Source organism: Streptosporangium sp. NPDC000095 (assembly GCF_042899335.1).
Taxonomy (GTDB): domain Bacteria; phylum Actinomycetota; class Actinomycetes; order Streptosporangiales; family Streptosporangiaceae; genus Streptosporangium.
Window position 1 is genome coordinate 61,065 of the sequence record NZ_JBIAZS010000004.1, and the last position, 23,759, is coordinate 84,823.

Annotated in this window: 19 protein-coding genes and 1 pseudogene; 6 read left to right on the forward strand and 14 right to left on the reverse strand. The window is 69.3% G+C overall.

All coding sequences use genetic code 11. The features are described 5' to 3' along the window. Nucleotides 1–192 precede the first annotated feature (192 nt). The 3 genes from ACFY3V_RS11115 to ACFY3V_RS11125 all read right to left on the reverse strand — a co-directional run bounded on the left by ACFY3V_RS11115 (nt 193) and on the right by ACFY3V_RS11125 (nt 4,035). The gene (locus ACFY3V_RS11115) at nt 193–1,032 is read right to left on the reverse strand and encodes a serine hydrolase domain-containing protein (RefSeq protein WP_362897002.1); all 840 of its coding nucleotides are present in this window, start codon (nt 1,030–1,032) and stop codon (nt 193–195) included. 9 nt (nt 1,033–1,041) lie between these two features. Next, the gene (locus ACFY3V_RS11120) at nt 1,042–2,367 is read right to left on the reverse strand and encodes a serine hydrolase (protein ID WP_389772300.1); all 1,326 of its coding nucleotides are present in this window, start codon (nt 2,365–2,367) and stop codon (nt 1,042–1,044) included. A 306-nt stretch (nt 2,368–2,673) separates the two neighbouring features. After that, nucleotides 2,674–4,035, reverse strand: coding sequence for a trypsin-like peptidase domain-containing protein (locus ACFY3V_RS11125; RefSeq protein WP_362897004.1), 1,362 nt, complete (start codon nt 4,033–4,035; stop codon nt 2,674–2,676). Between the two features lie 361 nt (nt 4,036–4,396). Between ACFY3V_RS11125 and ACFY3V_RS11130 the strand changes: the two genes are divergently transcribed. Together ACFY3V_RS11130 and ACFY3V_RS11135 are read left to right on the forward strand one after the other, a co-directional pair. After that, entirely contained in the window at nt 4,397–4,972 is a 576-nt protein-coding gene (locus tag ACFY3V_RS11130) for a PadR family transcriptional regulator (protein WP_389772304.1), read from the forward strand. Then, complete coding sequence (locus ACFY3V_RS11135) at nt 4,969–5,775, forward strand: SGNH/GDSL hydrolase family protein (protein ID WP_362897006.1); 807 nt, start codon at nt 4,969–4,971, stop codon at nt 5,773–5,775. The genes ACFY3V_RS11130 and ACFY3V_RS11135 overlap by 4 nt, the downstream gene beginning before the upstream one ends. A 120-nt stretch (nt 5,776–5,895) precedes the next feature. On the opposite strand, the gene ACFY3V_RS11140 is transcribed toward ACFY3V_RS11135, so the two are convergent. From ACFY3V_RS11140 to ACFY3V_RS11185, 10 genes and pseudogenes are all read right to left on the reverse strand, one after another. Beyond that, on the reverse strand, nt 5,896–6,501 hold the full coding sequence (locus tag ACFY3V_RS11140; RefSeq protein WP_362897007.1) for a hypothetical protein: 606 nt from the start codon (nt 6,499–6,501) through the stop codon (nt 5,896–5,898). 168 nt (nt 6,502–6,669) lie between these two features. Beyond that, entirely contained in the window at nt 6,670–7,326 is a 657-nt protein-coding gene (locus tag ACFY3V_RS11145) for a methionine ABC transporter permease (RefSeq protein WP_350943662.1), read from the reverse strand. Further along, the gene (locus ACFY3V_RS11150; RefSeq protein WP_362897008.1) at nt 7,323–8,285 is read right to left on the reverse strand and encodes an ATP-binding cassette domain-containing protein; all 963 of its coding nucleotides are present in this window, start codon (nt 8,283–8,285) and stop codon (nt 7,323–7,325) included. Before ACFY3V_RS11150 ends, ACFY3V_RS11145 begins: the two co-directional genes overlap by 4 nt. 331 nt (nt 8,286–8,616) lie before the next feature. Continuing rightward, nucleotides 8,617–9,759, reverse strand: a complete 1,143-nt coding sequence (locus ACFY3V_RS11155) for a Fic family protein (RefSeq protein ID WP_389772311.1) — start codon at nt 9,757–9,759, stop codon at nt 8,617–8,619. Between the two features lie 136 nt (nt 9,760–9,895). Next, nucleotides 9,896–12,265, reverse strand: coding sequence for an endopeptidase La (gene lon, locus ACFY3V_RS11160; protein WP_362897010.1), 2,370 nt, complete (start codon nt 12,263–12,265; stop codon nt 9,896–9,898). Between the two features lie 332 nt (nt 12,266–12,597). After that, entirely contained in the window at nt 12,598–13,098 is a 501-nt protein-coding gene (locus ACFY3V_RS11165; RefSeq protein WP_350944236.1) for an FCD domain-containing protein, read from the reverse strand. 18 nt (nt 13,099–13,116) lie between these two features. Beyond that, a pseudogene (locus tag ACFY3V_RS11170) lies at nt 13,117–13,416 on the reverse strand (GntR family transcriptional regulator); the annotation flags it as partial. 24 nt (nt 13,417–13,440) lie between these two features. Beyond that, complete coding sequence (locus tag ACFY3V_RS11175; protein WP_362897012.1) at nt 13,441–15,138, reverse strand: dihydroxy-acid dehydratase; 1,698 nt, start codon at nt 15,136–15,138, stop codon at nt 13,441–13,443. A 53-nt stretch (nt 15,139–15,191) separates the two neighbouring features. Next, entirely contained in the window at nt 15,192–16,166 is a 975-nt protein-coding gene (locus ACFY3V_RS11180) for a cyclase family protein (protein WP_389772316.1), read from the reverse strand. Nucleotides 16,167–16,195: 29 nt separating this feature from the next. Next, nucleotides 16,196–17,293: a carbon-nitrogen hydrolase family protein gene (locus tag ACFY3V_RS11185; protein WP_362897014.1), complete on the reverse strand. Its 1,098-nt coding sequence runs from the start codon at nt 17,291–17,293 to the stop codon at nt 16,196–16,198. Between ACFY3V_RS11185 and ACFY3V_RS11190 the strand changes: the two genes are divergently transcribed. From ACFY3V_RS11190 to ACFY3V_RS11205, 4 genes are all read left to right on the forward strand, one after another. After that, a complete protein-coding gene (locus ACFY3V_RS11190; protein ID WP_362897015.1) occupies nt 17,214–17,969 on the forward strand; it encodes an SDR family oxidoreductase in 756 nt (251 codons plus the stop codon). The two genes, ACFY3V_RS11185 and ACFY3V_RS11190, sit on opposite strands and share 80 nt — an antisense overlap. A 59-nt stretch (nt 17,970–18,028) precedes the next feature. Next, on the forward strand, nt 18,029–19,075 hold the full coding sequence (locus tag ACFY3V_RS11195; protein WP_350943672.1) for an ABC transporter permease: 1,047 nt from the start codon (nt 18,029–18,031) through the stop codon (nt 19,073–19,075). 52 nt (nt 19,076–19,127) lie between these two features. Next, entirely contained in the window at nt 19,128–20,294 is a 1,167-nt protein-coding gene (locus ACFY3V_RS11200) for a substrate-binding domain-containing protein (protein WP_362897016.1), read from the forward strand. A gap of 71 nt (nt 20,295–20,365) precedes the next feature. Continuing rightward, nucleotides 20,366–22,858, forward strand: coding sequence for an ATP-binding cassette domain-containing protein (locus ACFY3V_RS11205; protein WP_389772322.1), 2,493 nt, complete (start codon nt 20,366–20,368; stop codon nt 22,856–22,858). A 164-nt stretch (nt 22,859–23,022) separates the two neighbouring features. Here ACFY3V_RS11205 and ACFY3V_RS11210 read toward each other — a convergent pair whose 3' ends face one another. Next, a complete protein-coding gene (locus ACFY3V_RS11210) occupies nt 23,023–23,685 on the reverse strand; it encodes a cellulose-binding domain-containing protein (protein ID WP_362897018.1) in 663 nt (220 codons plus the stop codon). Nucleotides 23,686–23,759: the final 74 nt, after the last annotated feature.

A 23,759-nucleotide genomic window follows, 5' to 3' on the forward strand; every position in this document is an offset into this window, starting at 1 on the left:
GCGGGCCCCCGCCCCCCCCCCCCCCCACCGCTCCGAGGCCCGCTGGCTACGCTTCGCCCGCACGCACCTGTCCGGCATGTTCCCGTACCTGCCGCAGCAGTCGGGATACAACAAACGCCTGCGCGCGGCGTTTCCCCTGGTCAAGCGGATGATCCGGAAACTGGCCATGGACAGCGACTTCTGGTTCGACAATCACTGGATCACCGATTCCACGCCGGTGCCGTGCGGGATGTCGCGCCCGACGGTGCAGCGCTCCGCCCTGGCCGGCTGGGCCGGCTGCAGCCGGGTGCCGTCTTGGGTGAGTCCTCCGGCGACGAGCATCCGGCCGAAGCGGACCAGTTCGCGCGGGGCCAGGCACATGGTCGAGCCCGCGGGGGCGTTGGAGCGCGGCATGTGCCAGGTGGGGTGGACCGTCCCCTCTGGACCGACGTGACCGGCCGCCACCCTGAACAGGACGGCCTCCTCGGGCAGCAGCGCCGAGTGCGCGGCACCGAGCGGGTCCAGCAGGCGTTCGCGCATCGCCTGTTCCCAGGTGGTGCCGCGTACCCGTGCGACCAGGGCACCGAGCACGCAGTATCCGGCGTTGCAGTAGGAGAAGAGGGCTCCGGGCTCGTGCACGTGACCCGCGCCGCGCAGAAAGTCCACGTACCTGTCCAGGCAGTCGTCTCCGCGCCCGGTGTCCTCGAACACGTCGCCGTCGAAGCCGCCGGTGTGGGTGAGCAGGTGCCTGACGGTGATGACCTTCTCCGCGCCGTCGGCGACGGCGAACTCCGGCAGGTATTCGCGGACCGGCCGGTCCAGCTCGATCAGCCCTTCGTCGACGAGCTGCATCACCAGGGCCGCGGTCCAGACCTTGGTGGTGGAACCGACCTGGAAGACGCTGTCGGCCGTGGTCCGCACGCCGGTGTTCCTGTTCACCACCCCGGTGGCGGCCTCCACGAGTTCGCCGCCCGCCCAGATCGCGAGCGCCGCACCGGGCACGCCGTGCCGCCGCGCCGCCTCGTCGAGGCGCTCTCGCAGGTTCTCGGACATCCCGGCTCCTCAGGCGATCTTGGGCGTGGCACGCACACCCAGGTGGATGTACGGCGAGCCGTCGGGGAGTTCGTAGAACACCGCCGACAGCCACTGCGGCTCTCCTTCGGGACGGCCGACGAAGGTGACGTCGTCCACCGCGACGAGACCGAACTCCATGGGCTGCTTCAGCCCGGCGAGGGCTCCGGTGGCCTCGATGTGCAGCGAGAGCCTGCCGTCGCGGACCGTGAGCGTCATCCGGCTGCCCGCCCGCTCGTACACGCCGGCGTACCGCTCGATGTCGGTCTCGAACGGCACGGCCGGCGGTCCCAGCACGGGCGGCACGGCCAGGCCGAGCAGTTCGTCGAAGAGTTCGGTGGCGAGGGCGTGGTGGAACGCGGCGGTGTGGCCGCCGTTCGCCAGCACGCACACCACGGTCTCGCTGTCGGGTACGGCCCAGAGCATGGCCGCCTGGCCGATGGTGTTACCGCCGTGGGAGATGATCCGGTGCCCCTGCCACTCGTCCAGGATCCAGCCCAGCCCCCACTGCCTCCCCAGGGTGTACGGGTTGGGGATGTCGACCTGCGGCTCCCACATCGCCCGCGGGTCGGCGAGCAGGCCGGTGCCCAGGTGCGCGCGGGCGAAGGCCACGACGTCGGCGGGACGCGCGCAGATCAACCCCGCCGGGCCGCAGGAGCGCATCAGGCCCCAGACGGGTGCGGGTGCGCCGTCGATGTGGCCCATCGCGCCGCGGAAGCGCAGCACGTCCTCCGGCAGGGTCCAGGTGTGGGTCAGGCCGAGCGGCTCGATGATCTGCTCGCGCAGCGCGGCGTCCCACACCTTGCCGGTGAGACGTTCGACGACGCGCCCGGCGATGACGAACCCCGAGTTGCAGTACGACTGGGTGGCGCCCAGGGGGTGGTTCTGCGCGAGGTCCGCGCAGGCCTCGACGTACTTCTCGACGCAGTCGTCGCCGCGGCCGGTGTCGAGGAAGAGGTCCCCGTCGATGCCGGAGGTGTGCGAGAGCAGGTGCCGGATGGTGACGGTCTTGGTCACCTCGGGGTCGGCGACCCGGAACTCCGGCAGGACCTCGGCGACCGGGGTGTCGAGCGTGAGCGCGCCCCGCTCGACGAGGAGCATGATCTGGGTGGCGGTCCAGACCTTGGTGACCGAGCCGATCTGGAAGAGCGAGTCGGTGGTCGCCTCCACCCCGGTCTCCACGTTGAGCACGCCCGCGGCGAACTCGTGCACCTCCCCCTCGTGCAGGAAGGCCAGGCCCGCGCCGGGTACCTCGTACTCGGTGATCAGCTCGGCGAGACGGGCGTGCCGACGACCGGGATCCGCTGCTCCAGCCATTCGACGATCCTTTCTTCGTGGTCCACCCGAAGGCGAGGCATGTCCGAACGTTAAGCCCACCCGGGCGGCGCTTCTTCGGCCTTCACGACGAACCGGGCCCGATCCGTTGTGTCGTTCTCCAACCGCCTCGCGGGAGCGCCCGTTCTCCGGCCCCGCGCAAGGGGCGCCTCCGGCGAGGGCTCGAGACCAGCGGGACCCGGCGGCGGCCCACGGCCCACGGCCCACGACGAGGATGTGCCGTGAACGACGAAAACGGATGTGCCGCCGGAGCCGTGGTGGCTCCGGCGGCACATCCGTCGGGGAACCTTACTCGCCGGTCTTCTCCGCGAGGGTCACCGTGACGCTGTGGGGCTGCCCGTCCCGGACGTAGGTGATGCTCACCTGCTGGCCGGGCTTGAAGCCGCGGACGGCTCCGACCACGGTGGCGGCCTCGTCCACCGCCGTGTCGTTGATCTTGGTGATCAGATCGCCCTGCTGGATGCCCGCCTTGGCCGCGGGGCTTCCCTCGGTGACCTGGCCGACCAGGGCTCCGCCCGCGTCCCCGGTGGCGTCGGTCATGCTCACGCCCAGGAAGGCGTGGGAGACCTTGCCGCTCTCGATTAGCTGCTGGGCGACCTGGTTGGCGGTGGTGATGGGAATCGCGAAGCCGACGCCGATGCTGCCCTCCCCGCCGTTGGTGGCGATGGCGGTGTTGATGCCCACCACCTGGCCGGCCGCGTTGACCAGCGCACCTCCCGAGTTGCCGGGGTTGATCGCCGCGTCGGTCTGGATGGCGCCGCCGATGGTGGTGCCCGCGCTGCCGCTCTGCTGCTCCCTGCCCCAGCCGGGCGGGAGCTGCTGCCGGCCCTGGTCGCCGCCGACGGTCAGGGTACGGTTCAGCGCGCTGACGATCCCGGCGGTGACCGAGCCGGACAGGCCGAGCGGGCTGCCGATCGCGAGGACGGAGTCACCCACCTTCAGCCGGTCGCTGTCGCCGAGCGAGGCCTTGGTCAGGCCGGAGACGCCCTCCGCCTTGATGACCGCGAGGTCGGTGGCCGGGTCGGTACCGACGATCTTCGCGGTGGCGGACTTCCCGTCGCTGAACTTGACGGTCACCTGGCTGCCCGGACCCCCCTGGCCTCCGGCCTCCACCACGTGGTTGTTGGTCAGGATCAGTCCGTCCTCCGACAGCACCACCCCGGACCCCTCGCCCCCGCCGGCGGCGGTCCTGATCTCGATCGACACCACGGAGGGCTGGACGGCCTGGGCGATGTCGGCGACCGTGGTCACGTTGCCGACCTGGCTCACCACCGGGCCGGCCGACGAGACCTGGGCGACGGCGCCGCCGTTGAGACTCGTCGCGGCGAAGGCCCCCGCGACCCCACCTCCGACGGCCATGGCCGCCAGAGCGAGACCGGCGCCTACCTTCTGCCCGACGCTGAGTCTTCCTCGCTGCGGGGGGACCGCCCCCGATCCCCCGTACCCCCCGGCTCCTACCGGCGCCTCGGCGGCGAGCTGTTCCGGCACCGGGTGGATCAGCGTCGGCTGCGGTCCGGTGTCGGCGTCGGTGCGGTAGGCGCCGACGCGTGGCGGCACCTTGCCGAACTGGGTCCAGCCGTCGTTCCCGGGGGTCGCCTCGGCCGGTGTGCCCTGCTGCTCATTCCTGTTCGGGTCCATGTCTTCCCCCAAGTCCTACATCCCCCACGATTCGACGGGGCGGAGGCCGGTACTCACCGGTTAGGGAAAACAATGCCCGACCGCACGTAAGACCAGGTTAAGAGCCTGATCGCGTCGAGCGGGATCCTCTGACAACGGCTTTATCCGCCGTGCTCAGCGGGTGCCCCACGGCCCGGAGACCACCGTGAAGATCTTTTCCGGACTCGGCGCGCGGACGGGGATGCCGAGGACCACCCGCCTCTCCGGCCGGGGAATGCGGCGATCGTCCGCGAGGACACCACCGGCATTTCGCCTCGCTCTCTTGTTCTCAGCCCATCTCAGCTCCATACTCATAAATATGAGTATTAATCACCATGACTGTGGCGGCTAGCCGATGGCCTTGCGACACGCGGTGCTGGCCGCGCTGCTGGACGGCGAGTACAGCGGTTACCAACTGACCAAGATCTTCGATGTGGGGGTCTCCAACTTCTGGTACGCCGCCCCCCAGCAGCTCTACGCCGAGCTGGCCAAGCTGGAGTCCGACGCTCTGGTGACGGGCCGCGAGGTCGTGCAACGAGGACGTCCCAACAAGCGGGTGTTCACCGTGACCGAGGCCGGGATGAGCGAGCTCGCCGCCTTCGCCGCGAGCCCGGTCAAGCCCCTGCTCATCCGCGACGACCTGGCCGTGAAGGTCCACGCGTCCGACCTGCTCGACCCCGAGATTCTGATCGCCCAGCTCCACGAGCGCGCGGAGGCGGCGGCGGCCAAGCTCGCGCTGTTCGGCAAGATGCTGGTGCGCCTGCGCGGCGACATGGACGAGGAGTCGTTCCTGCGCGGGGGGGAGCGTGTCGGCCCGTACCTCACCTGCCTGGGAGGGCTCCGGCTGGAGCGGGAGATGCGCGACTGGTGCCTGCAGACCGCCAGGACGCTGGGTGAACGCGCCGTACACAACGAGGGAAAGCCGACGTGAAGACCTACCACCGCTACGTCGCGCTCGGCGACAGCCAGACCGAGGGCCTCGGCGACGGCGACGACGTGAGCGGGTACCGCGGCTGGGCCGACCGGCTCGCCGAGCACCTGGCCGCCGCCAACCCGGACCTGCTCTACGCCAACCTCGCCGTACGCGGCCGCCAGGCCGCCCGGATCCGCGACGAGCAACTGCCGGTCGCCCTGGAACTGCGCCCCGACCTGGCCACGGTCGTGGCCGGCATGAACGACGTCATCCGGCCCGGATACCGGGCCGCCGAGGTCGCCGGCGCCCTGGAGGACATGTTCGCGGGCCTGACCGCCATCGGGGCGCACGTGGTCACCGCGACCTTCCCCGACATCACCAGGGTCGCGCCGCTCACCCGCCCGCTCCTGCCCAGGGTGGTCGACCTCAACGAGCGCATTCGCGAGGCCGCCGCCCGCCACGGCGTCACCGTGGTCGACATGTACCCGCTCGCGTTCGTCACGGATGCCCGGATGTGGCACGAGGACCGCCTGCACATCAGTTCCGTGGGGCACGCCAGGCTCGCCGCCGCCATGGCGCAGGCTCTGAGCCTTCCGGGTAGCGATTCCACCTGGATGTCTCCGCTCCCCACGCTGCCCGTCCCCGCCGCCTGGCGGACCGCGGCGACGGAGCTGCGCTGGCTGGTCACCTTCGCCAGGCCGTGGATCGGCCGTCGTCTGCGTGGCCGATCCTCGGGTGACGGCCGCACGGCCAAGCGTCCCCTTCTCACTCCACCGGCGATGAACGATCAGCCGATGCCCGGCAAATCAGGCATCGGCTGATCGACGAGCTCGCCCCGCGGGTTCGGCGGGAGGTGCCCGTACGCGACCGGGCCGCGATCTCACGGACGAGATCGCGGCCCGGCGGACGGTCAGGCCCCGCGCGGGGCCCGACCGGATGGATCAGGCGTGGCTGTAGATGTTCTCCCAGCCACTCTGGTAACCGTTGAAGTGGCCGTGGTTGCCCCGCCCCACCTTGACGTAGATGTGCTCGGCGTCCTTACCGGAGAAGGAGTAGAAGCCGGGCCGCTTGGAGCAGTTCTTGAAGCTCTTGAAAGTGGTCGAGCCGTCGAAGCCCACGACCTTGAAGGTCTCCCACGCGCAGAAGTGCCTGGGCTTGCCCCACCACTTGTGGTTGGTGAGCTTACTGTCGACGGTGTAGTGGTATGTGTCCTCCCACTTCCACGCGCGCTTCTTGAACCACTGCTTCACCCACTTGCACTTCTTCTCACCCTTGTACCAGGTGCACTTCTTGACGATCTTGTGATACTTCTTCCAGTACCACTTCTTCTCCGACTTCTTCTCCACGGTGACCTTGCCTTCGGCCTCCGCCTTCTTGTCACCGGAGTAGTACGGTCCCCAGCTGTCGGCGTAGAAGGGGTCCGCGGAGGTGGTCGTGGCGACGGTCTGGACGGGGGTCACGGTCTCGGCGTTGGCCATCGCCGGAGTAGCCGTGGCGAGCAGGGCGGCGACACCGGCGCCCAGGAGGATTCGGCTGGCGAATCGCATTTCGAGGGTTCCTCTCGGGAGTGAGGATTTTGACACCCACGTTGTACGATGCGCCGATTGCCCGTAACTTTCACTTCACTTAAAAGGCGAGGCCACATCAATGATCAAATAAAATTACTTGCCGGACAAATCATAAAACAGGGGTAAATGATCAGTGTGACAATCCGGTCAGTTACGTGCGAGACGGCGGGCGACGGTGTCCCCCAGGGTCTGCACGAGTTGCACCACGACGACCAGCACGACAACGGTGACGATCATGAGCGTGGTCTCGAAGCGCTGGTAGCCGTAGCGGATGGCCAGGTCCCCCAGTCCTCCCCCGCCGATCGCCCCGGCCATCGCCGAGTACGAGATCAGCGCGACCACGGTCACCGTGAGCCCCGCGACCAGGCCCGGCATCGCCTCCGGCAGCAGGACCTTGCCGACGATGGTCACCCGTCCCGCCCCCATGGCCTGGGCCGCCTGCACCCTGTCCCTGCCGACCTCGCGCAGCGCGGTCTCCACCAGCCGAGCGAAGAACGGCGCCGCGCCGAGGGTCAGCGGGACCACCGAGGCGATGGTGCCGATGGTCGTGCCGACGATGAGCCTGGTCAGCGGGAGGATCGCGATCATCAGCACGATGAAGGGCAGCGAGCGGCCGATGTTCACGATCAGCCCGAGCACCCGGTTGAGCGCGGGCGAGGGGAACAGCCCGCCCCGGTCGGTGGCGACCAGCGCCACCCCGAGCGGGAGGCCGAGGATCACCGTGAACAGGGTCGACCACAGGACCATCTGGACGGTCTGGCCGGTCGACTCCAGCAGCAGCGGGAGCATCTCTTCCCAGGTCATCGGGCCTCCTCGACGAGCAGGCCGCGTCCGGCCAGGTAGGTGAGCGCGGCGGCGCGCTCGTCACCGGTGACGAGCAGGCGCAGCCGTCCCGTCGAGAGGCCCGCCACCTCCTCCAGCGCCCCGCCGAGGATGTTGACGTCGACGTCGAACTTGCGGACCACCTGCGAGACCACCGGCTCACCGGCCTGCCCGGTGAAGGTGATCGTGACCTGGCCCGGCTCCGGCTCGGGGAGAGGGAACAACTCGGCGGCGAGCCTGGAGCCGGGCCTGGAGATCAGCTCGGGGATGGTCCCCGACTCCTCGACCACGCCGTCCCGCATGATCGCGACCGAGTCGCAGATCGACTTCACGACGTGCATCTCGTGGGTGATCAGCAGGATCGTCAGGCCGAGCTCGCGGTTGAGGCGCTTGAGCAGGGCGAGGATCGACTGCGTGGTGCCCGGGTCGAGCGCCGAGGTGGCCTCGTCCGACAGCAGGACCGGAGGGCTTCCCGCCAGCGCGCGGGCGATGCCGACCCGCTGCTTCTGCCCGCCCGACAGCTGCGCGGGGTGCGCCCCCGCCTTGTCGGCCAGCCCGACCAGCTCCAGCAGCTCGGCCGTACGCCTGGCACGCTCGGCCTTGGCCATCCCCATCACCTCCAGCGGGAAGGCGACGTTCCCGGCGACCGTGCGGGAGGAGAGCAGGGCGAAGTGCTGGTGGATCATCCCGATCCGCTGCCGGGCCCTGCGCAGCTCACCCTCCTTCAGGCCGGTCAGCTCCTGCCCGGCCACCGAGACGGTGCCGGAGGTCGGCCGCTCCAGGAGGTTCACGCAGCGCAGCAGGGTGCTCTTACCGGCGCCGCTCTGCCCGAGCACGCCGAAGATCTCGCCCTCGCGGACGTGGAGATCCACCCCGTCGACGGCGACCACCTCTCGGCCCCGATCCTGATAGACCTTCCGCAGGCCCGACACATCGATCACAACCGGTTCCCAACGCGCCCGCTATTTACCCTCATTCCCGACATGTTAGGTGAGATCAATCACTTGTCAGAAATATCGGCACATGGTGCCCTCGACCACGACCGTACCCGGTCACGCCGAGGTCCGGCCGGGGCCGGTCATGCCGATACGGGTCCCGAAGGATCGTCTCGGTGAACGGCCCCGTGTCCGACCACCGGCTGGAGCACCGGTCAAGACCGGTCAAGCAAGGACCAGGCGGTGTCCGGCCTTCGGGTGAACCGCGGGTCGCAACAGGTCGACCTGACCGCATCTGGTGTTGATCAACACTTTGTGCGGTTACCTGACCGGCTCCCTAGTCATGCCGGTACGGGTCCCGCAGGGGGGTGATCCGCTGGGCGAAGTCCTCCTTGATCACCCGCATCCTCTCCCCGGGCGCGTAGAAGCGGCCCTTGGTCTCCCCGTACGGCGTCAGCCAGCCCTTCGCCGCCAGATCGCGCAGGTCCCTGACCGCCTGCCCCTGGCTGAGCGACTCGTCCAGCTGGTATCTGCTCCGGCGCAGCCGCCGGTTGACGAACACCTCGTACAGCGCCGAGACCGTGCGGGGGTTGAGCCCGTCGGCGTCGATCCGCTCCTCCAGGAGCATCCACACCTCCCCCGCCTCCGAGAGTCTCCGCCGGACCTGCTGGGCCTGGAGGTGGTGGGCGCGCAGGCAGAAACGCACCCAGTTCAGCGTGTCTCCATGCGGACTCCAGCTCCGCTTCTGCATCCCCGCCAGGGCGTCGTAGTAGTCATAGGTGTTCCTGGACTGCCCCAGCCACTCCTCGATGGAGGAGAACTCCGGGGTCGTGATCCGGTCCCTGCCGAGCACGAGCGTCTGGAGCGCCCGCGACATGCGGCCGTTGCCGTCGCGCCAGGGGTGGATGCTCACCAGGTTGAAGTGGGCCATCGCCGCCCGCACGTAGCTCGGCGCCTCCAGGTCGCCCTCGTTGAGCCAGACGACTAGCTCGGCCATCAGCTCCGGCACCCGCTCGGCGTCGGGCCCCTCGTAGACGACCTCTCCGGTGGCGGAGTCGCGGACGTAGATGCCACCGGGCCGCACCGTGCCCGGGGTCTTGTCATGGTGATGACCGATCATCATGAAGTTGAGTGCGTGGAGCAGTCCGGCGTCGAACGCGAACACCGGGGCGCGGGAGAGCATCTGGATGTAGGTGAGTGCCTGCTGGTAGCCGGAGATCTCCCTGGCGACCGCACCGGAGGTCTCCAGCGGCTCCTCACCGGCCATGATCGACTCGATGTCCTCGACGCTGGCTCGATAGCCTTCGATCGAGTTGGATCCCTGGATGGCCCGCGCCTGGAGCTGGCGCCGGAGCTGGCCGTCCCAGCGGTGGCTCTCCGCGAGACGGTATTTCAGGTCGCGGCGCATCTCCTCGATCTCGCCGAGCACCGCTTCGTCGACGGCCTCCAGGGAAGGCGTTCCGTACAGCATGGATCCCATGCCACCATGATCAGATCATTTGGTCAATCGACTTGATGATTCGTTCATTTATATTCGCTACGTCCGTTTCATCCGGGAATGACGCGGACGGCCCGCCCTCTCGTCGGAGAGAGCGGGCCGTCTCGGGGAGCGCCGGTCAGGCGGCGGCGTGCTCGGCCACCTTGGCCGGGGTGAGCGCGATCTCCAGGACCTCGCGCACGTCGCTCACCGTGTGCACGGTGAGCTCGTCGCGGACGGCCTGCGGGACGTCGTCCAGGTCGGGCTCGTTGCGCGCCGGGATCAGCACGGTCGTGATGCCCGCCCGGTGGGCGGCGAGCAGCTTCTGCTTCACCCCGCCGATCGGGAGCACCCGGCCGGTGAGGGAGACCTCGCCGGTCATCGCCACATCGGCGCGGACCTGACGGCCCGACAGCAGCGAGGCGAGGGCCGTGATCAGGGTGACGCCCGCGGACGGGCCGTCCTTGGGAACGGCTCCGGCCGGGAAGTGGACGTGCACCGAACGGTCCTTGAGGGAACCGACGGGCAGTTCCAGCTCCGCGCCCCGCGAGCGCAGGTAGGAGAGCGCGATCCGAGCCGACTCCTTCATGACGTCGCCGAGCTGACCGGTGAGGGTCAGACCGGTGTCGCCGGTCTCGGGGTCGGCCAGGGACGCCTCCACGTAGAGGACGTCGCCTCCCGCTCCGGTGACCGCGAGGCCGGTGGCCACGCCGGGCACCGCCGTACGCTGGCTGGACTCCGGAAGCGAGGACTCCGGCACGTTGCGCGGGCGGCCCAGGTAGGGGACCAGATCCTCCACCGCCACGGGCAGCTCGCTCTCGCCGAGCGCGACGTTCGCCGTCACCTTGCGCAGGATCCTGGCGATCGAGCGCTCCAGGGAGCGGACCCCGGCCTCCCTGGTGTACTCACCGGCGAGCTTGCGCAGCGCGTCCTCGCCGACGATGACGTCCTCCGCGGTGAGACCGGCCTTGTCGAGCTGGCGCGGAAGCAGGTGGTCGCGGGCGATGGCGACCTTCTCGTCCTCGGTGTAGCCGTCGAGCGTCACGATCTCCATGCGGTCCAGCAGCGGGCCGGGGATCGCCTCCAGCACGTTCGCGGTCGCCAGGAAGAGCACGTCGCTGAGGTCGAGCTCCACCTCCAGGTAGTGGTCGCGGAAGGTGTGGTTCTGCGCCGGGTCGAGCACTTCGAGGAGCGCGGCGGTGGGGTCGCCCCGGTAGTCGGAGCCGACCTTGTCGACCTCGTCGAGCAGCACGACCGGGTTCATCGAACCGGCCTCGCGGACGGCCCGGACGATCCGGCCGGACTGTGCCCCCACGTAGGTGCGCCGGTGACCGCGGATCTCGGCCTCGTCGCGCACGCCGCCGAGGGCGACCCGGACGAACTTCCTGCCCATCGCGCGGGCCACGGACTCGCCGAGGGAGGTCTTGCCGACCCCGGGAGGGCCGGCCAGCGCGAGCACGGCGCCGCTGCGGCGTCCGCCGACCACGCCGAGGCCCTTCTCCGCCCTGCGTCCGCGGACGGCCAGGTATTCGATGATGCGGTCCTTGACGTCGTCGAGGCCGGTGTGGTCGGCGTCGAGGACGGCGCGGGCCGCGGCGATGTCGTAGGAGTCCTCGGTCCGCTCGTTCCACGGGATGTCGAGGACGGTGTCGAGCCAGGTGCGGATCCAGCCGGTCTCCGGAGACTGGTCGGAGGTCCGCTCCAGCTTGTCGACCTCCTTGAGCGCGGCCTCGCGCACCTTCTCGGGCAGGTCGGCGGCCTCGACGCGGGAGCGGTAGTCCTCCTCCTCGGAGGCGGAGGTGTCACCGTTCAGCTCGGCGAGCTCCTTGCGGACCGCGGCGAGCTGCTGGCGGAGCAGGAACTCGCGCTGCTGCTTCTCCATGCCCTCCTGGACGTCCTTGCGGATCGTCTCGGCCACGTCGAGCTCGGCCAGGTGCTCGCGCGACCACTCGACCAGCTTCTCCAAGCGGTCGGCGGGGTCGGCGGTCTGGAGGATCTCGGCCTTGCGCGGGACGCTCAGCCAGGGGGCGTACCCCGAGTTGTCGGCGAGGATCGAGGGGTCGTCCATCTGGTTGACCGCGTCGACGACCTGCCAGGCGCCCCGCTTCTGCAGGATCGTGGTGGCCAGCGCCTTGTACTCCTTGGCGAGCTCGTGCGCGCGCTCGCCCGCCGCGACGGCGGGGATGCGGGTGGCCTGCACCCACAGGGCCGCGCCGGGGCCGGTCGTGCCGGTGCCCACGCGCACCCGGTCGACACCGCGCACCACGGCCGCCGGCTCTCCTCCGGGGAGCCTGCCCACCTGCTCGACGATCGCCCGCACGCCCACCGAGCCGTATCTGCCGTCGATCCGGGGAACGAGAAGGACCTCCGGCTTGTTGTCAGCGAGAGCCTGCGCCGCGTCGATCGCGGCCCGGACCTCGGTCTCCGACAGGTCAAGCGGGACCACCATGCCCGGCAGCACGACCTCGTCGTCGAGCGGCAGGACCGGGAGGATCAAGCTCTCACTCATGTGAACTCCAAGGGTTGAGTTATACACACTCAATTAATGGGAGTCCGATAATGTTCCCGGCGTTGAGCCTGTTCGCTGTGAGCGATCGTAATTGTGTAATCACGGCTGCTCGGACAACCCGACCGCTTCAGGAGTACGTGTACGCCGGACCACGTCGGCGAAGGGGTGAGGAAGATCGCGCCTCAGGGGCGGAGGACGGCCGATACGCCGCCGGGCGCCCCTCGCGAGGGGCGCCCGGCGGCGAGACGTCCGGCGCTGAGGCGCGGAGCCGTCTCACCGTCATCGAGCACGAGGCCGACGCGGGGCACGTCCGGTGCCCGCGCGCGGAGCCGTCAGGGGTGCGAGGGGTTCTGGGGCGAGACGACGGGGAAGACCGGAGGTTCGAAGCCGGCCCCGGTGAGCGGATCCCCGGTCGACTGGGTCAGCAGCAGGCGCGTGGTCTCCAGCAGATGATCGTGCATGGCCTGTGCGGCACCCTGGTTGTCACGGGCCTGAATGCGCTCCAGGATGCGCTCGTGAACTCGCCAGATGTCGGCGAGCGTCCTGGTCTGGGTCGTGGACAGACCTCGGGCGGACATCTGGGCGCGTGTCGTCGCGACGCTCTGGGTCACCCGCTCGTTGCCCGCTCCTTCCAGGATCAGCTGATGGAACTTCACATCCTCCTCCTGGAAGAGGCGCTCGTCCCCGATCTCGACCGCCTTGCCCATCTTCTCCAGTGCCTCCGAGACCGATGCGATCTGGTCGTCGTTCATCGTGGTCGCGGCGCGATAGACCGAGGGAACCTCGAGCAGGAAGCGGATCGAGTAGATCTCCTCGATGTCACGCGTCGTCATCTGGAGGATCCTGACACCGCGGCTGCGTTCGAAACTGACGACCCCATGGGTGGCGAGCTGGAGGAGAGCCTCCCGGACCGGCGTCCGGGACACTCCCAACTGGGCGGCGATCCCCACCACGGAGTGCAACGTGCCAGGTGCCAGCTCGCCCGTGAGGATGGCCCGGCGGATGACTTCGAACGTCTGAGTCGTCAGCGTTGTCTTATCCGTCGAAATCTGTTCCATCCGGCATGGCTCCTGGTGTTTTTGATCTACAGCGTCTGACGTGACGCTCAATGATGCCCCTGCTGATTCAGGGACGCATCCAGAGAGCGACATGCGGCGTGTGGCATGGCAGCCGTTTCAGAGAAATGATAGATCGGCTCCCTCGGTGGCCGGGAGCACCGTCTGCGCGTACAGTCGCCGCCAGCCGCGTGCCGGCAGCTCGGGCGGGACGAAGTCCGCACGGCGCCGCTCCAGTTCGTCCTCGTCCACGAGCAGGTCGAGTCGCCGGGCCGCGACGTCCAGTCTGATGAGATCACCGTCACGGACCAGCGCGATCGGTCCCCCTGCCGCGCCCTCCGGGGTGCAGTGCAGCACCACGGTGCCGTAGGAGGTGCCGCTCATCCGCGCGTCGGAGACCCTGACCATGTCCCGGATCCCGGCGCGGGCCAGCTTGGCGGGGATGGGCAGGGCACCGGCCTCCGGCATCCCCGCGGCGACGGGTCCCGCGTTGCGCAGCACCAGCACGTGATCCGGCGTGACGTCCAGATCCGGGTCGTCCAGGATCCGGGCCGCGTCCTCCGCCGAGTCGACGACCAGCGCGGGTCCGGTGTGGTCCATCAGGTGAGGGCTCGCGGCGGCGGTCTTGATGACCGCGCCGCCCGGGGCCAGCGTGCCGTGCAGCACCGCCAGACTCCCCGCCGCTCCCAGAGGGTCCTTCAGCGGGCGGATCGTGGTCTGCCAGTCCTGCCGGGCGGGGGTCCCCTCGATCAGCGATCCCAGGGTGTTCCCCGAGACCCCGACCGTCTCCGGTTCGAGCATGGGCTCCAGGACCTTCAGCAGCGCCGGCAGTCCTCCGGAACGGTGGAAGTCCTCCAGGTAACCCGATCCGGCGGGCTTGCAGTCGACCAGGAGCGGCACCTCGGCGCCGATCGCGTCGAAGTCCCTGAGGTCGAGCGGCACCCCGGCCCTTCGTGCCACGGCGGTCAGGTGGATCAGCGCGTTCGTCGATCCGCTCAACGCCGAGAGCACGCGGATGGCGTTGCGGAACGCCGCGGGGGTCATGATCTCCCTCGGCAGCGGGCCTCCCGACCGGCCGAGTTCGACGGCGCGGCGGCCGGTCTCGACACCGTGCCGGAGGCGGGCGCCGGTGGCGGCGGGGGGCGTCGCGCCTCCCGGCAGCATCATGCCGAGGGTCTCGGTGATGCAGGCCATGGTGGAGGCGGTTCCCATGACCGCGCATGTTCCCGCGGTCGACACCAGTTCGTCGCGGACACCGGTGATCTCCGCCTCGTCGAGTTCGCCGCCGCGATGCCTGCCCCAGAAACGCCGGCAGTCGGTGCAGGCCCCGAGCCGCTCGCCCTGCCAGCTGCCCGTCATCATCGGCCCGACGACCTCGAGGAGCACCGGCTTGTCCGACGAGGCCGCGGCCATCAGCTGGGCCGGCACGGTCTTGTCGCATCCGCCGAGCAGGACCGCGGCGTCCATCGGAAGCGCGCGGATCATCTCCTCGGTGTCCATCGCGAGCAGGTTGCGGAACAACATCGTCGTCGGGGAGGTCAGGATCTCCCCGAGCGAGATGGTGGGGAACTCCATGGGAAGGCCGCCGGCCTCCAGGACCCCGCGCCTGACCGCCGCCAGCAGGGCGGGCATGTCGCGGTGGCAGGTGTTGTAGTCGGACTTCGTCACCGCGATCCCGACGATCGGCCGGTCCAGCGCCACGTCGTCGTACCCGCTGGAGGCCAGGAAGGCACGCCGGAGGTACTTGCTGAAACCGTCGTCACCGTATGACGTGCGAGCCCGGTCGATGACCGATTCGGTCGGGGGCGTCGTATTCATGGTGGGTGGACCTCCGGGGGTCAAACCGATCGGGGGGAAGGGAAAAGGGGGCGTCAGTGTCGGAGAGGCATGGCGAGCGGACGCGTGGGAGCACCGGTCGCGCCACGGAGCTTCAGGGAGGCGGCGACGAAGGCGAATTCGTGGAGCCCGTCCGCCGAGAGCCGCTCGCAGTCGACCACCTCCATGATGGGGACGCCCGCCTCTCCCATGAGATAGGTGTGGACGACCTGCCAGTTCTCCTCGTCCGCGGCCGGCATCTGCTCCAGGGCGAGGGTGTCGCCGCCGATGACCGAGGCGCCGAGCCGGGCGAGGAACCGGGCCCCCTCCAGGTTCAGGCCGGGACTGTTGTCGATGTAGGCGTCGATCTTCGGCCAGGCACGCATCCGGCCCGTGCGCACCAGCGCCACGTCACCGGGCCGGAACTCGACGTTCTGACGTCGCAGCGCCTGGCGGAGGTCCTCCTCGCCGATCCCCTGGTTGTCGGGAAGCATGTCGACGTCGTGCAGCGCGGCGACGTCGAAGAGCACGCCGCGGGCGATGATGGGAGGGATCTTGTCCGCACCACACCTGGTCCAGTGCCGGGAGCTGATGTGGTCCTGCGCGGAGAAGCCGTTCCAGATCCGGCCGTTGTACCCGAAGTGGTTCAACGTGTCGATGTGGGTTCCGCAGTGCGTGTACATCGAGATGGCGTCGCCGGAGTAGGAGACCAGTTCGTTCTGCTCGCGCCCCATTCCGGTGATGTCGTCCAGGACCGTACCGGCCGGGGTGTGCGTCATCCACTGCTGGAAGCCGGGGTCGCCCGCCTTCGTCCACGAGGGCATTCCGACGAAGTAGTCCACCGACAGGTCGATGGCACTGCCGCCGTCCGCCCGTCGCAGCACCTCGCGCGAGGCCTCGGGGGTGAGCAGGTTCAGCATGCCGATCTCGTCGTCGGGGCCGAATGGGCTACGGGTGACCTCTCGGAACGTGGCACAGTACGCCGCGATCTTGTCCCTGGTCGCCTCACTGATGAGCGCGGGCCCGCACATGGTGGTGTCCGCCTTCCTGTTCGCTTCGCTTACCGGCCCGGGGGCACCGGGCGGGTGATCTCGCCGTACATCTCGGGGCGGCGTCCGGAGAACACCGGGAGTTCGAACCGGCCGGGCTCGATGATCAGTCTCTTCGTCCGGGCGTTCCGCACGTCGATCTCCGCTCCGAACAACCCCTCCTCCTGCCCGGCGTCCACCAGCACCGCTCCTGAGGGTGCGATGATCTGGCTTCTGCCGATGAAGGGGGTGCCGGCCTCGGAGTCGGGGCGGTCGGCCACCGCGAGATAGGTGAGGTTCTCCAGCGCGCGCACCCGTGTCACGTGGTCGGCGAGGAAGTCCGACCCCGCGGGCCAGTTGGTGGGCATCGCGATGACGTCGGCGCCCTGGAGCGCGAGCTCGCGAGCGGACTCGGGGAACCTCAGGTCGAAGCAGATCATCACACCGACCCTGCCGAAGGGGGTGTCGACCACCCGGGGCTCGGTGCCGTCGCCCTGTTCGACGAAACGGTCCGCACCGAGGTAGGGCAGGTGTTGTTTACGGTAACGGCCGATGATCCCGGAGGGCCCGATCACCAGGGCCGAGTTGTGGACCACCCCGTCCGTCTCCTCCAGGAGACCGACCACCGCGTGGATGGAGTTCGCACGGCAGGCGTCCACCACGCGGCCGATCCTCGGATCCGCGACGTTGAGCGCGGCGGCGTAGGTGTCGGCACGGGAGTCGAACAGGTAGCCGGTGAGCACGCATTCGGGGAAGACCACCAGCCGGTGCCCGGCCGTGGCGCCTGCCCGCAGGATCTCAACGACTCGATCGACGTTCGCCGCCGCATCCGTTCGGTCGACGCTCATCTGAGCCACGCCGATCGGGATGCCGGACCCCGTATCCAAACCGGGCAATGTGCACCTCTGATGTCCATGAGGGAGTGAACACGGCTCAGAGTTGCATGCAGCATGCTGCACGTCAAGCGCAGCATTCACCATTGACATGCAAAGTGCTGCATGCAATGGTGGCCCGACCTGATTCGGACATTGCACCTGAGAGGTAACGGTCATGCCAGAAGTAGTTGTCCTCGCCGGTGCCGTGGGCGGGATCGGCGCCGCGACGGCCCGCGAATGCGCGGCGGCCGGCATGTCCGTCCTACTGACGGATCAACGGGCCGAGCTCGCGGAGCGGCTCGCCGCCGAACTCCGCTCGAACGGCGCGGACGCGGTGGCACACGGACTGGACGTCACCGACGAGGAGGCCGTCGCCGGGACCGTACGGATCGCTCTCGACCGGTGGGGCCGGATCGACGGTCTGGTGAACTGCGCCGCCACCATCGTGGCGAAACCACTGGTCGACACCACACTCGCCGACTGGGAGCGGGTCATCACGATCAACGCGACCGGCACCTTCCTGCTGAACAAGCACGTGGTGCGCGCGATGCTCGCCCAGGGGTCACCGGGCTCCATCGTCAACCTCTCCTCGATCTCGGGGACGGTCGGCCTGGCCAACCAGGCCGCGTACTGCGCCTCCAAGGGTGCGGTGTCGCAGCTGTCCCGCCAGATCGCCGTCGACTACGCCGCCGCCGGGATCCGGTGCAACGTGGTCAGCCCCGGGTCCGTGGTCACCGAGCAGCTGGAGACCTACCTCGGCTCCCAGCCCGATCCCGAATCGGCTCGGCGGCGCCTCATCGAAGGCCATCCGATCGCGCGTCTCGCGGAACCGCGGGAGGTGGCCAAGGTGATCCTTTTCCTGCTGAGCCCCGCCGCCGGCTTCATGACCGGGGCGGACGTGGCCGTAGACGGCGGCTACACCGCCGTCTGAGAGCACCGGCGTACCTCCCCCATCCCCGGCTCGCGCAGTTTCCAGAAAGGGAATCGGAAATGTCTCGGCATACGACCTTGCCGCCGACGAGGCGCACCGCTCCCGGTGGACCGATCGACCCGCGCCGCCTCCTGACAGGCCGGTTCTCCTCGATCTGGCTGATCACGCTGCTGCTCTTCGCCGCCAGCCCGCTGATCTCCCCCGGCAGCCTGTCCGGCTCCGCCGTCCTGTCGATGCTCCCGTTCGCCGCCGTGATGGCGATCGCCGCGCTCGGCCAGACCCTCGTCGTCTCCCAGGGCGGCATCGATCTGTCGGTGCCGGGGGTGATGGCGCTGGCCGCGGTCCTGGCGACCAAACTGCCGACGGTCACGAGTGTGCCGGTCTGGGCGGCGGTCGCGATGGGGATCGCGGTGGGCGCGGTGAGCGGTCTGGTCATCGGCATCGCCGTGGTGCGGCTGTCCATCGCCGCGTTCGTCGCCTCCCTCGCGGTGAACTCCATCCTCATCGGCGTCGTCCTGCAGGTCTCCAAGGGGTTCCCCGCCTCCGCCGCACCCGGCCTGAGCGCCTTCGCCGTCGGATCCGTGTGGGGCGTCCCCAACCTGCTGCTGGTCGCCGTCGTGGTGGTCACCTTCGCGCACTGGGGGGTCCGGCACACGGTGCTCGGCCGCCGCTTCGTCGCGGTCGGCGCCGGGCGGCCCGCGGCGCGGCTGCTCGGTCTGCCCACCGGCTCCTACGAGGCGGGTGCCTACGTGACGGCGGGTATCTGCTACTCGCTGGCCGGCGTCCTGCTCGCGGGTTACCTGCGGACTCCGGACATCCTGCTCGGGAACACCTACCTGCTCCCCACGATCGCGGCCGTCGTCCTGGGCGGAAGCCTGCTGTCCGGCGGCATCACCAGCCTGGCCGCCACCGCCGTCGCCGCCCTGTTCCTCACCCAGCTGGACCAGGTGGTCCTCGCCGCCGGCGCCTCCACCGCCACCCAGCTGCTCGTCCAGGCAGGCGTGCTCGCGCTGAGCGTGGTGTTCCGCGGAGTGCCCTGGGGCACCGTCCGCACGCGGCTGAGAACCCGTTCCCCCGCTACCCGATCCATGCCGTCATCACCGTGAACGGCGAGCTTCCTCCCTCCCCAAGAAGTGTCACCCCCGACAGGAGATCGCAATGCCTCCCACCAAACCTCGATTCCGGGCCCGCCACTCGGCCGCCGTTCTGGCACTCGCGCTCCTCGGCGCGGCGGGCTGCGCCGGCGGCCCGGGCGAGACGAAGGCCGCCGGCGGTGTCCAGGACGTCTACAGCGACGTGGCCCGGACCGGAGACGTCTCCCAGCTCCGCCCCATGACGGACTTCTGCGGCACCAAGCCGGTGAAGGTCGCGCTCGCCGACGGTACCGGCGACAACGCCTTCAGGAAGACGGCCCGCGCCGAGTTCGAGGACGAGGCGAGCAAGTGTCCCAACATCACCGTGCTGCCGTACGCCGACGGTCAGAACAACCCGCAGAAGGCGATCAGTGACATCAAGGCCCTGGTCGCCCAGGGTGTCGAGGCCCTGGTCGTCTTCCCCGACGCGGGCGAGGCACTGCTGCCGACCCTGCGCGAGGCCTACAAGGCGGGCGTGCAGGTGGTGCCGTGGACGGCGAACCCGGGAGGCAAACCGGGTCAGGACTACACCACGTTCGTCGGCCACAACACGGTCAACGACGGCGTGACGTGGACGCGCTGGATGTGCGAGAACCTCGGGAGCAAGGGCGGGAACGTCGTCTTCCTCGGCGGTACCCCGGGCAACACCCAGAGCATCACCGAGATGGTCGGTATCGAGAAGGAACTCAAGGAGAACACCGCCTGCGCGAGCGTCAAGCTGCTGAACGAGCCCGGCAAGCCGATCGACACGAACTGGAACCCGGCCCAGCTGCAGAAGGTCGTGTCCGGACTGCTCACCAAATACCCGACGATCGACGGTGTGATCACCGACTCCGGTGACGCGTCGCTGGGTGGCATCCGCGCCTTCCTCCAGGCCGGTCGGCCCCTGCCGCTGTGGACCGCCAACGACCTCAACGGCTTCGCCTGCGCCTGGAAGGAGAACTCGGCCAAGCAACCGACCTTCCAGACCGTGACCGTGTCCTCGCGTACCTGGATCATCCGCCTCGCACTGCGCAAGGCCGTCGCCGCTCACCAGGGCATCAAGAACGACGAGCCCGAGATCATCAACATCCCGATCTTCGAGAACACCCTGGACGAGACGAAGCCCCCCAAGTGCGACCCCGACCTTCCCGCCAGCGCGATCCTGTCCTCCGAGCTCACGCCGGAGCAGCTCAAGCAGGCCTACAACTGATCACTCGTTGTGCTCCGCCGGGCGCGCGCCCGGCGGAGCGCATTGAGCCTGAGTGAGGAGTGATCCTTCGCATGGCCGATTCGAACGCTGGACTGGTTCTCCGCGGGGTGACCAAACGCTTCCCCGGCGTCGTCGCGCTCGACGGCGTCGAGTTCCAGGCCCGTCCGGGCGAGGTGCACGCCCTGGTCGGAGGGAACGGCGCCGGGAAGTCCACGCTCATGGCCGTGGCCTCCGGCGCACTGGCACCCGACGCCGGCACCGTCGAGATCGCGGGCTCGCCGATGCGGCAGCGGTCCCCGATCGCCGCCCGGGAGCAGGGCCTGGCCATCGCCTTCCAGCATCCGGCGCTTCTCCCCGACCTCACGGTCACCGAGAACCTCCTGCTGAGCGTGCCGAAGCGGCTGCGGCCGTCATTCGGCGACGCCCAGGACTGGGCTCGGAAACAGCTGCTCGTCATGGGGATGGACATCGACCCGGCCGCCGCGGCCGGGCGGTTGACCCTGGCCGAGAAGCAGGCGGTCGAGATCTGCGGTGCCTTCGCCTGCGAGCCCGGCGTCCTGATTCTCGACGAACCGACCGAGCCCTTCATGGCGGCCGAGATCGAGAGACTCTTCGAGCAGGTCAGGCTCGCCGCGGCCCGCGGCATGACGGTGATCTACATCAGTCATCGGCTGCCCGACGTGATGGCACTGTCCGACCGGCTCACGGTACTGCGCGACGGGCAGGTGCGCGGAACCTTCCTCTCCTCCGAGGTATCCGAGCAGGAGGTCATCACCCGCATCGCGGGACGCGAGATCGAGGCGCTGTTCCCACCGCGCCCCTCGTCCGTCGGCGACGTCGTGATGGAGGTCAGGGACCTGCGCTCGGACCGGCTCCGGGGGATCACCACCACGCTGGCCCGCAACGAGGTTCTCGGCCTCGCCGGCGTGGAGGGCAACGGACAGCGCGACTTCATCCGGTCACTCGGCGGCGCCGACCCGGTGACCGGCGGCGACGTCATCGTCTCCGGTCGTCCCGTCGATCTCGGCAGCCCACGTCGTGCCCGGCGTGCCGGCGTCGTGCTCATGCCCCAGGAACGGCACGTCGAGGGCGTCGCGACCGTACTGTCGGTCAAGGAGAACCTGGGCGTCGCCGCCACGGGTGAGACGGCGGTCGCCGGTGTGGTGCGAGGCTCGGCGGAGAACTCGATCGTGGCCGAGGAGATCAGCCGGCTCGGCATCAAGGTGGCCTCGCCCGACTCCGCCGTGGAGCACCTGTCGGGAGGAAACCAGCAGAAGGTCGTGCTCGGCCGGGCCCTGCTCTCCGCGCCCAAGGTGCTGCTCTGCGACGAGCCCACCCAGGGCATCGACGTCGGTGTCCGCTCCGACATCTACCACCGGCTCCGCTCCACCGCCGAGTCGGGAACACCCGTCGTGGTGCTCAGCTCGGACAACGTCGAACTGGCCGGGTTGTGCGACCGGGTACTGGTCTTCTCCCAGGGGCGGGTCGTCCGCGAACTGACCGGCGACGAGATCTCCGACCACTCCCTCACCGAGGCGTCCCTGACGGCCGCGACCTCGGCGCGGACGGCGGAGTCCTCGGTACGGACACGAGGCACGGGCCTGTTCGGCGGAGTGCGGCGCCTGCTCTCCAGCGAGCAGGCACCCAGCGCGTTCCTCGCGATCGCGATCGTGCTGCTCGCCGCGGTGAGCGCGACCCGTAGCGACCGCTTCCTGTCCGAGTTCAACATCGCGAGCATGCTGGGACTGCTGGCACCGGTACTCTTCCTCGCCGCCGGCCAGCTCGTCGTCATCCTCACCGGGGGGATCGACCTCTCCGTCGGCCCCCTGAGCGGGGCCCTCGTGGTCATCGCGTCGTTCTACGTCCTCGACGGGTACGGGGCAGGCTGGTGGATCCTGGGCTTCCTGCTGATGATCCTCATGGCGACCGGTGTGGGTCTGGCCAACGGAGCGATGGTCAGATTCGCCAGGGTGACACCGGTGGTCGCCACTTTGGTCACCTACACCGCGCTCCAGGGATTCTCCCTGTTCATGCGGGACTCGCCCGGAGGCTCCATCGCCACCTCCGTCACCGAGGCGCTCAGCGCGCGCATCGGCCCGATTCCCTGGGCTGTGATCGTCGGTGCCGTTCTCCTCGTCCTGCTGGAAGTGATGTCCAGGCGCTCCATGACGGGGCTCAGGTTGCGGGGGGCCGGCTCGTCGGAACACGCGGCACGGAACCGGGGCATCCCGGTGGAACGCGTTCACCTGGTCGTCTATCTGGCCAGCGCGCTCTTCACCGTGTGCGGTGCCCTGCTGCTGATGGCGCAGATCGGCGTGGGCGACCCGACGGCGGGCATCAGTTACACGATGGCCGCCATCACCGCGGTCGTCCTCGGTGGGGCCTCGATCTTCGGGGGCAGGGGCAGCTTCGTCGGCGTCCTGTTCGGAGTCGTGCTCCTGCAGCTCATCCAGAACACCACGGTGTTCCTCGGTCTGTCGCAGTCGTGGCAGTACTGGATGCTGGGTCTCATGGCACTGGGCGCGACGGCGATCTACTCACAGGTCCGCACCGCGCGAGCGTGACAGGCGGACGGTCACGCGCCTCCCGGCGGGCAGCCCGGATCACGGGTGCCCGACATCGCGACCGGCTGCCACCGGGACCACCGGGGCCCTCTTCGGCTTCCGGTCACGCTGTCGGGCACACCTTGACCGTTCAGAACGGACGTGTCATCAGACCGTTCTCTCCCTCACCCCCGGCTACACACGATCCCGTTGATCTGGAAGGCCGCCGGGGTGGGGTTGGCTCCGCCATGGGTTCCCTGGAAGCCGATGAGCCGGGACTGCCCGGGAGACAGGTCCTTGTTCCAGGCCAGGCTCTTGGCCGTCACCGCGGTCCCGGTCTGCGACCAGGTGGCCTCCCAGCCTGAGGTCACCCGCTGACCTGAGTCGGCGAAGGTGAACGTGAGCCGCCAGTCGGTGAGGGGGGTGGAGCCGGTGTTGGAGATCTTGATGTGCGTGCTCATTCCGGTGCTCCACGGCCAGGAGGTGTACTCCACCTCGCAACTGCCGGTGGGTACCGGCGGGAGGTCGTTGTAGATCTTGACGGCCACCGTTCCGGACGGAGGGCTCACCTCGTTCAGGGGGTCGACGGCCACGACGTACAGGTGGTACGTCACCGACTCGACGCCGCGCGGGGGAAACGGAAGGTAGACCGTCCCCTCGGTCGCCGCGGACTGGAAGGTGGCCACCCTGACGGCCGTGCCGTTCCTGTCCTCGTACACGTAGTAGCAGGCGATGCCCTGCGGGTCGCTGGAGGCGGCCCAGCTCAGGCGTGCCGAGTTGAGCACGACGCTCAGGACCGTCGGCGTTCCCGGCGCGGTCGGCGGGCTGCTGGAGGGCGCCGGGGTCACCGGGCCCGTATGGCACGGAGGGGCACCGGACGGAGCGGGCGACGGCGCCGGTGCCGGTGCGGCCGTGGCGCTCC

Coding starts and splice junctions, on each gene's coding strand:
- ACFY3V_RS11115 (WP_362897002.1), bottom strand. CDS start 1,032: ATGTCCGAGAACCTGCGAGAGCGCCTCGACGAGGCGGCGCGGCGGCAC.
- ACFY3V_RS11120 (WP_389772300.1), bottom strand. CDS start 2,367: ATGGCTGGAGCAGCGGATCCCGGTCGTCGGCACGCCCGTCTCGCCGAG.
- ACFY3V_RS11130 (WP_389772304.1), top strand. CDS start 4,397: ATGGCCTTGCGACACGCGGTGCTGGCCGCGCTGCTGGACGGCGAGTAC.
- ACFY3V_RS11140 (WP_362897007.1), bottom strand. CDS start 6,501: ATGCGATTCGCCAGCCGAATCCTCCTGGGCGCCGGTGTCGCCGCCCTG.
- ACFY3V_RS11145 (WP_350943662.1), bottom strand. CDS start 7,326: ATGACCTGGGAAGAGATGCTCCCGCTGCTGCTGGAGTCGACCGGCCAG.
- ACFY3V_RS11155 (WP_389772311.1), bottom strand. CDS start 9,759: ATGGGATCCATGCTGTACGGAACGCCTTCCCTGGAGGCCGTCGACGAA.
- lon (WP_362897010.1), bottom strand. CDS start 12,265: ATGAGTGAGAGCTTGATCCTCCCGGTCCTGCCGCTCGACGACGAGGTC.
- ACFY3V_RS11165 (WP_350944236.1), bottom strand. CDS start 13,098: ATGACGACGCGTGACATCGAGGAGATCTACTCGATCCGCTTCCTGCTC.
- ACFY3V_RS11175 (WP_362897012.1), bottom strand. CDS start 15,138: ATGAATACGACGCCCCCGACCGAATCGGTCATCGACCGGGCTCGCACG.
- ACFY3V_RS11180 (WP_389772316.1), bottom strand. CDS start 16,166: ATGTGCGGGCCCGCGCTCATCAGTGAGGCGACCAGGGACAAGATCGCG.
- ACFY3V_RS11190 (WP_362897015.1), top strand. CDS start 17,214: ATGCCAGAAGTAGTTGTCCTCGCCGGTGCCGTGGGCGGGATCGGCGCC.
- ACFY3V_RS11185 (WP_362897014.1), bottom strand. CDS start 17,293: ATGCCGGCCGCCGCGCATTCGCGGGCCGTCGCGGCGCCGATCCCGCCC.
- ACFY3V_RS11195 (WP_350943672.1), top strand. CDS start 18,029: ATGTCTCGGCATACGACCTTGCCGCCGACGAGGCGCACCGCTCCCGGT.
- ACFY3V_RS11200 (WP_362897016.1), top strand. CDS start 19,128: ATGCCTCCCACCAAACCTCGATTCCGGGCCCGCCACTCGGCCGCCGTT.
- ACFY3V_RS11205 (WP_389772322.1), top strand. CDS start 20,366: ATGGCCGATTCGAACGCTGGACTGGTTCTCCGCGGGGTGACCAAACGC.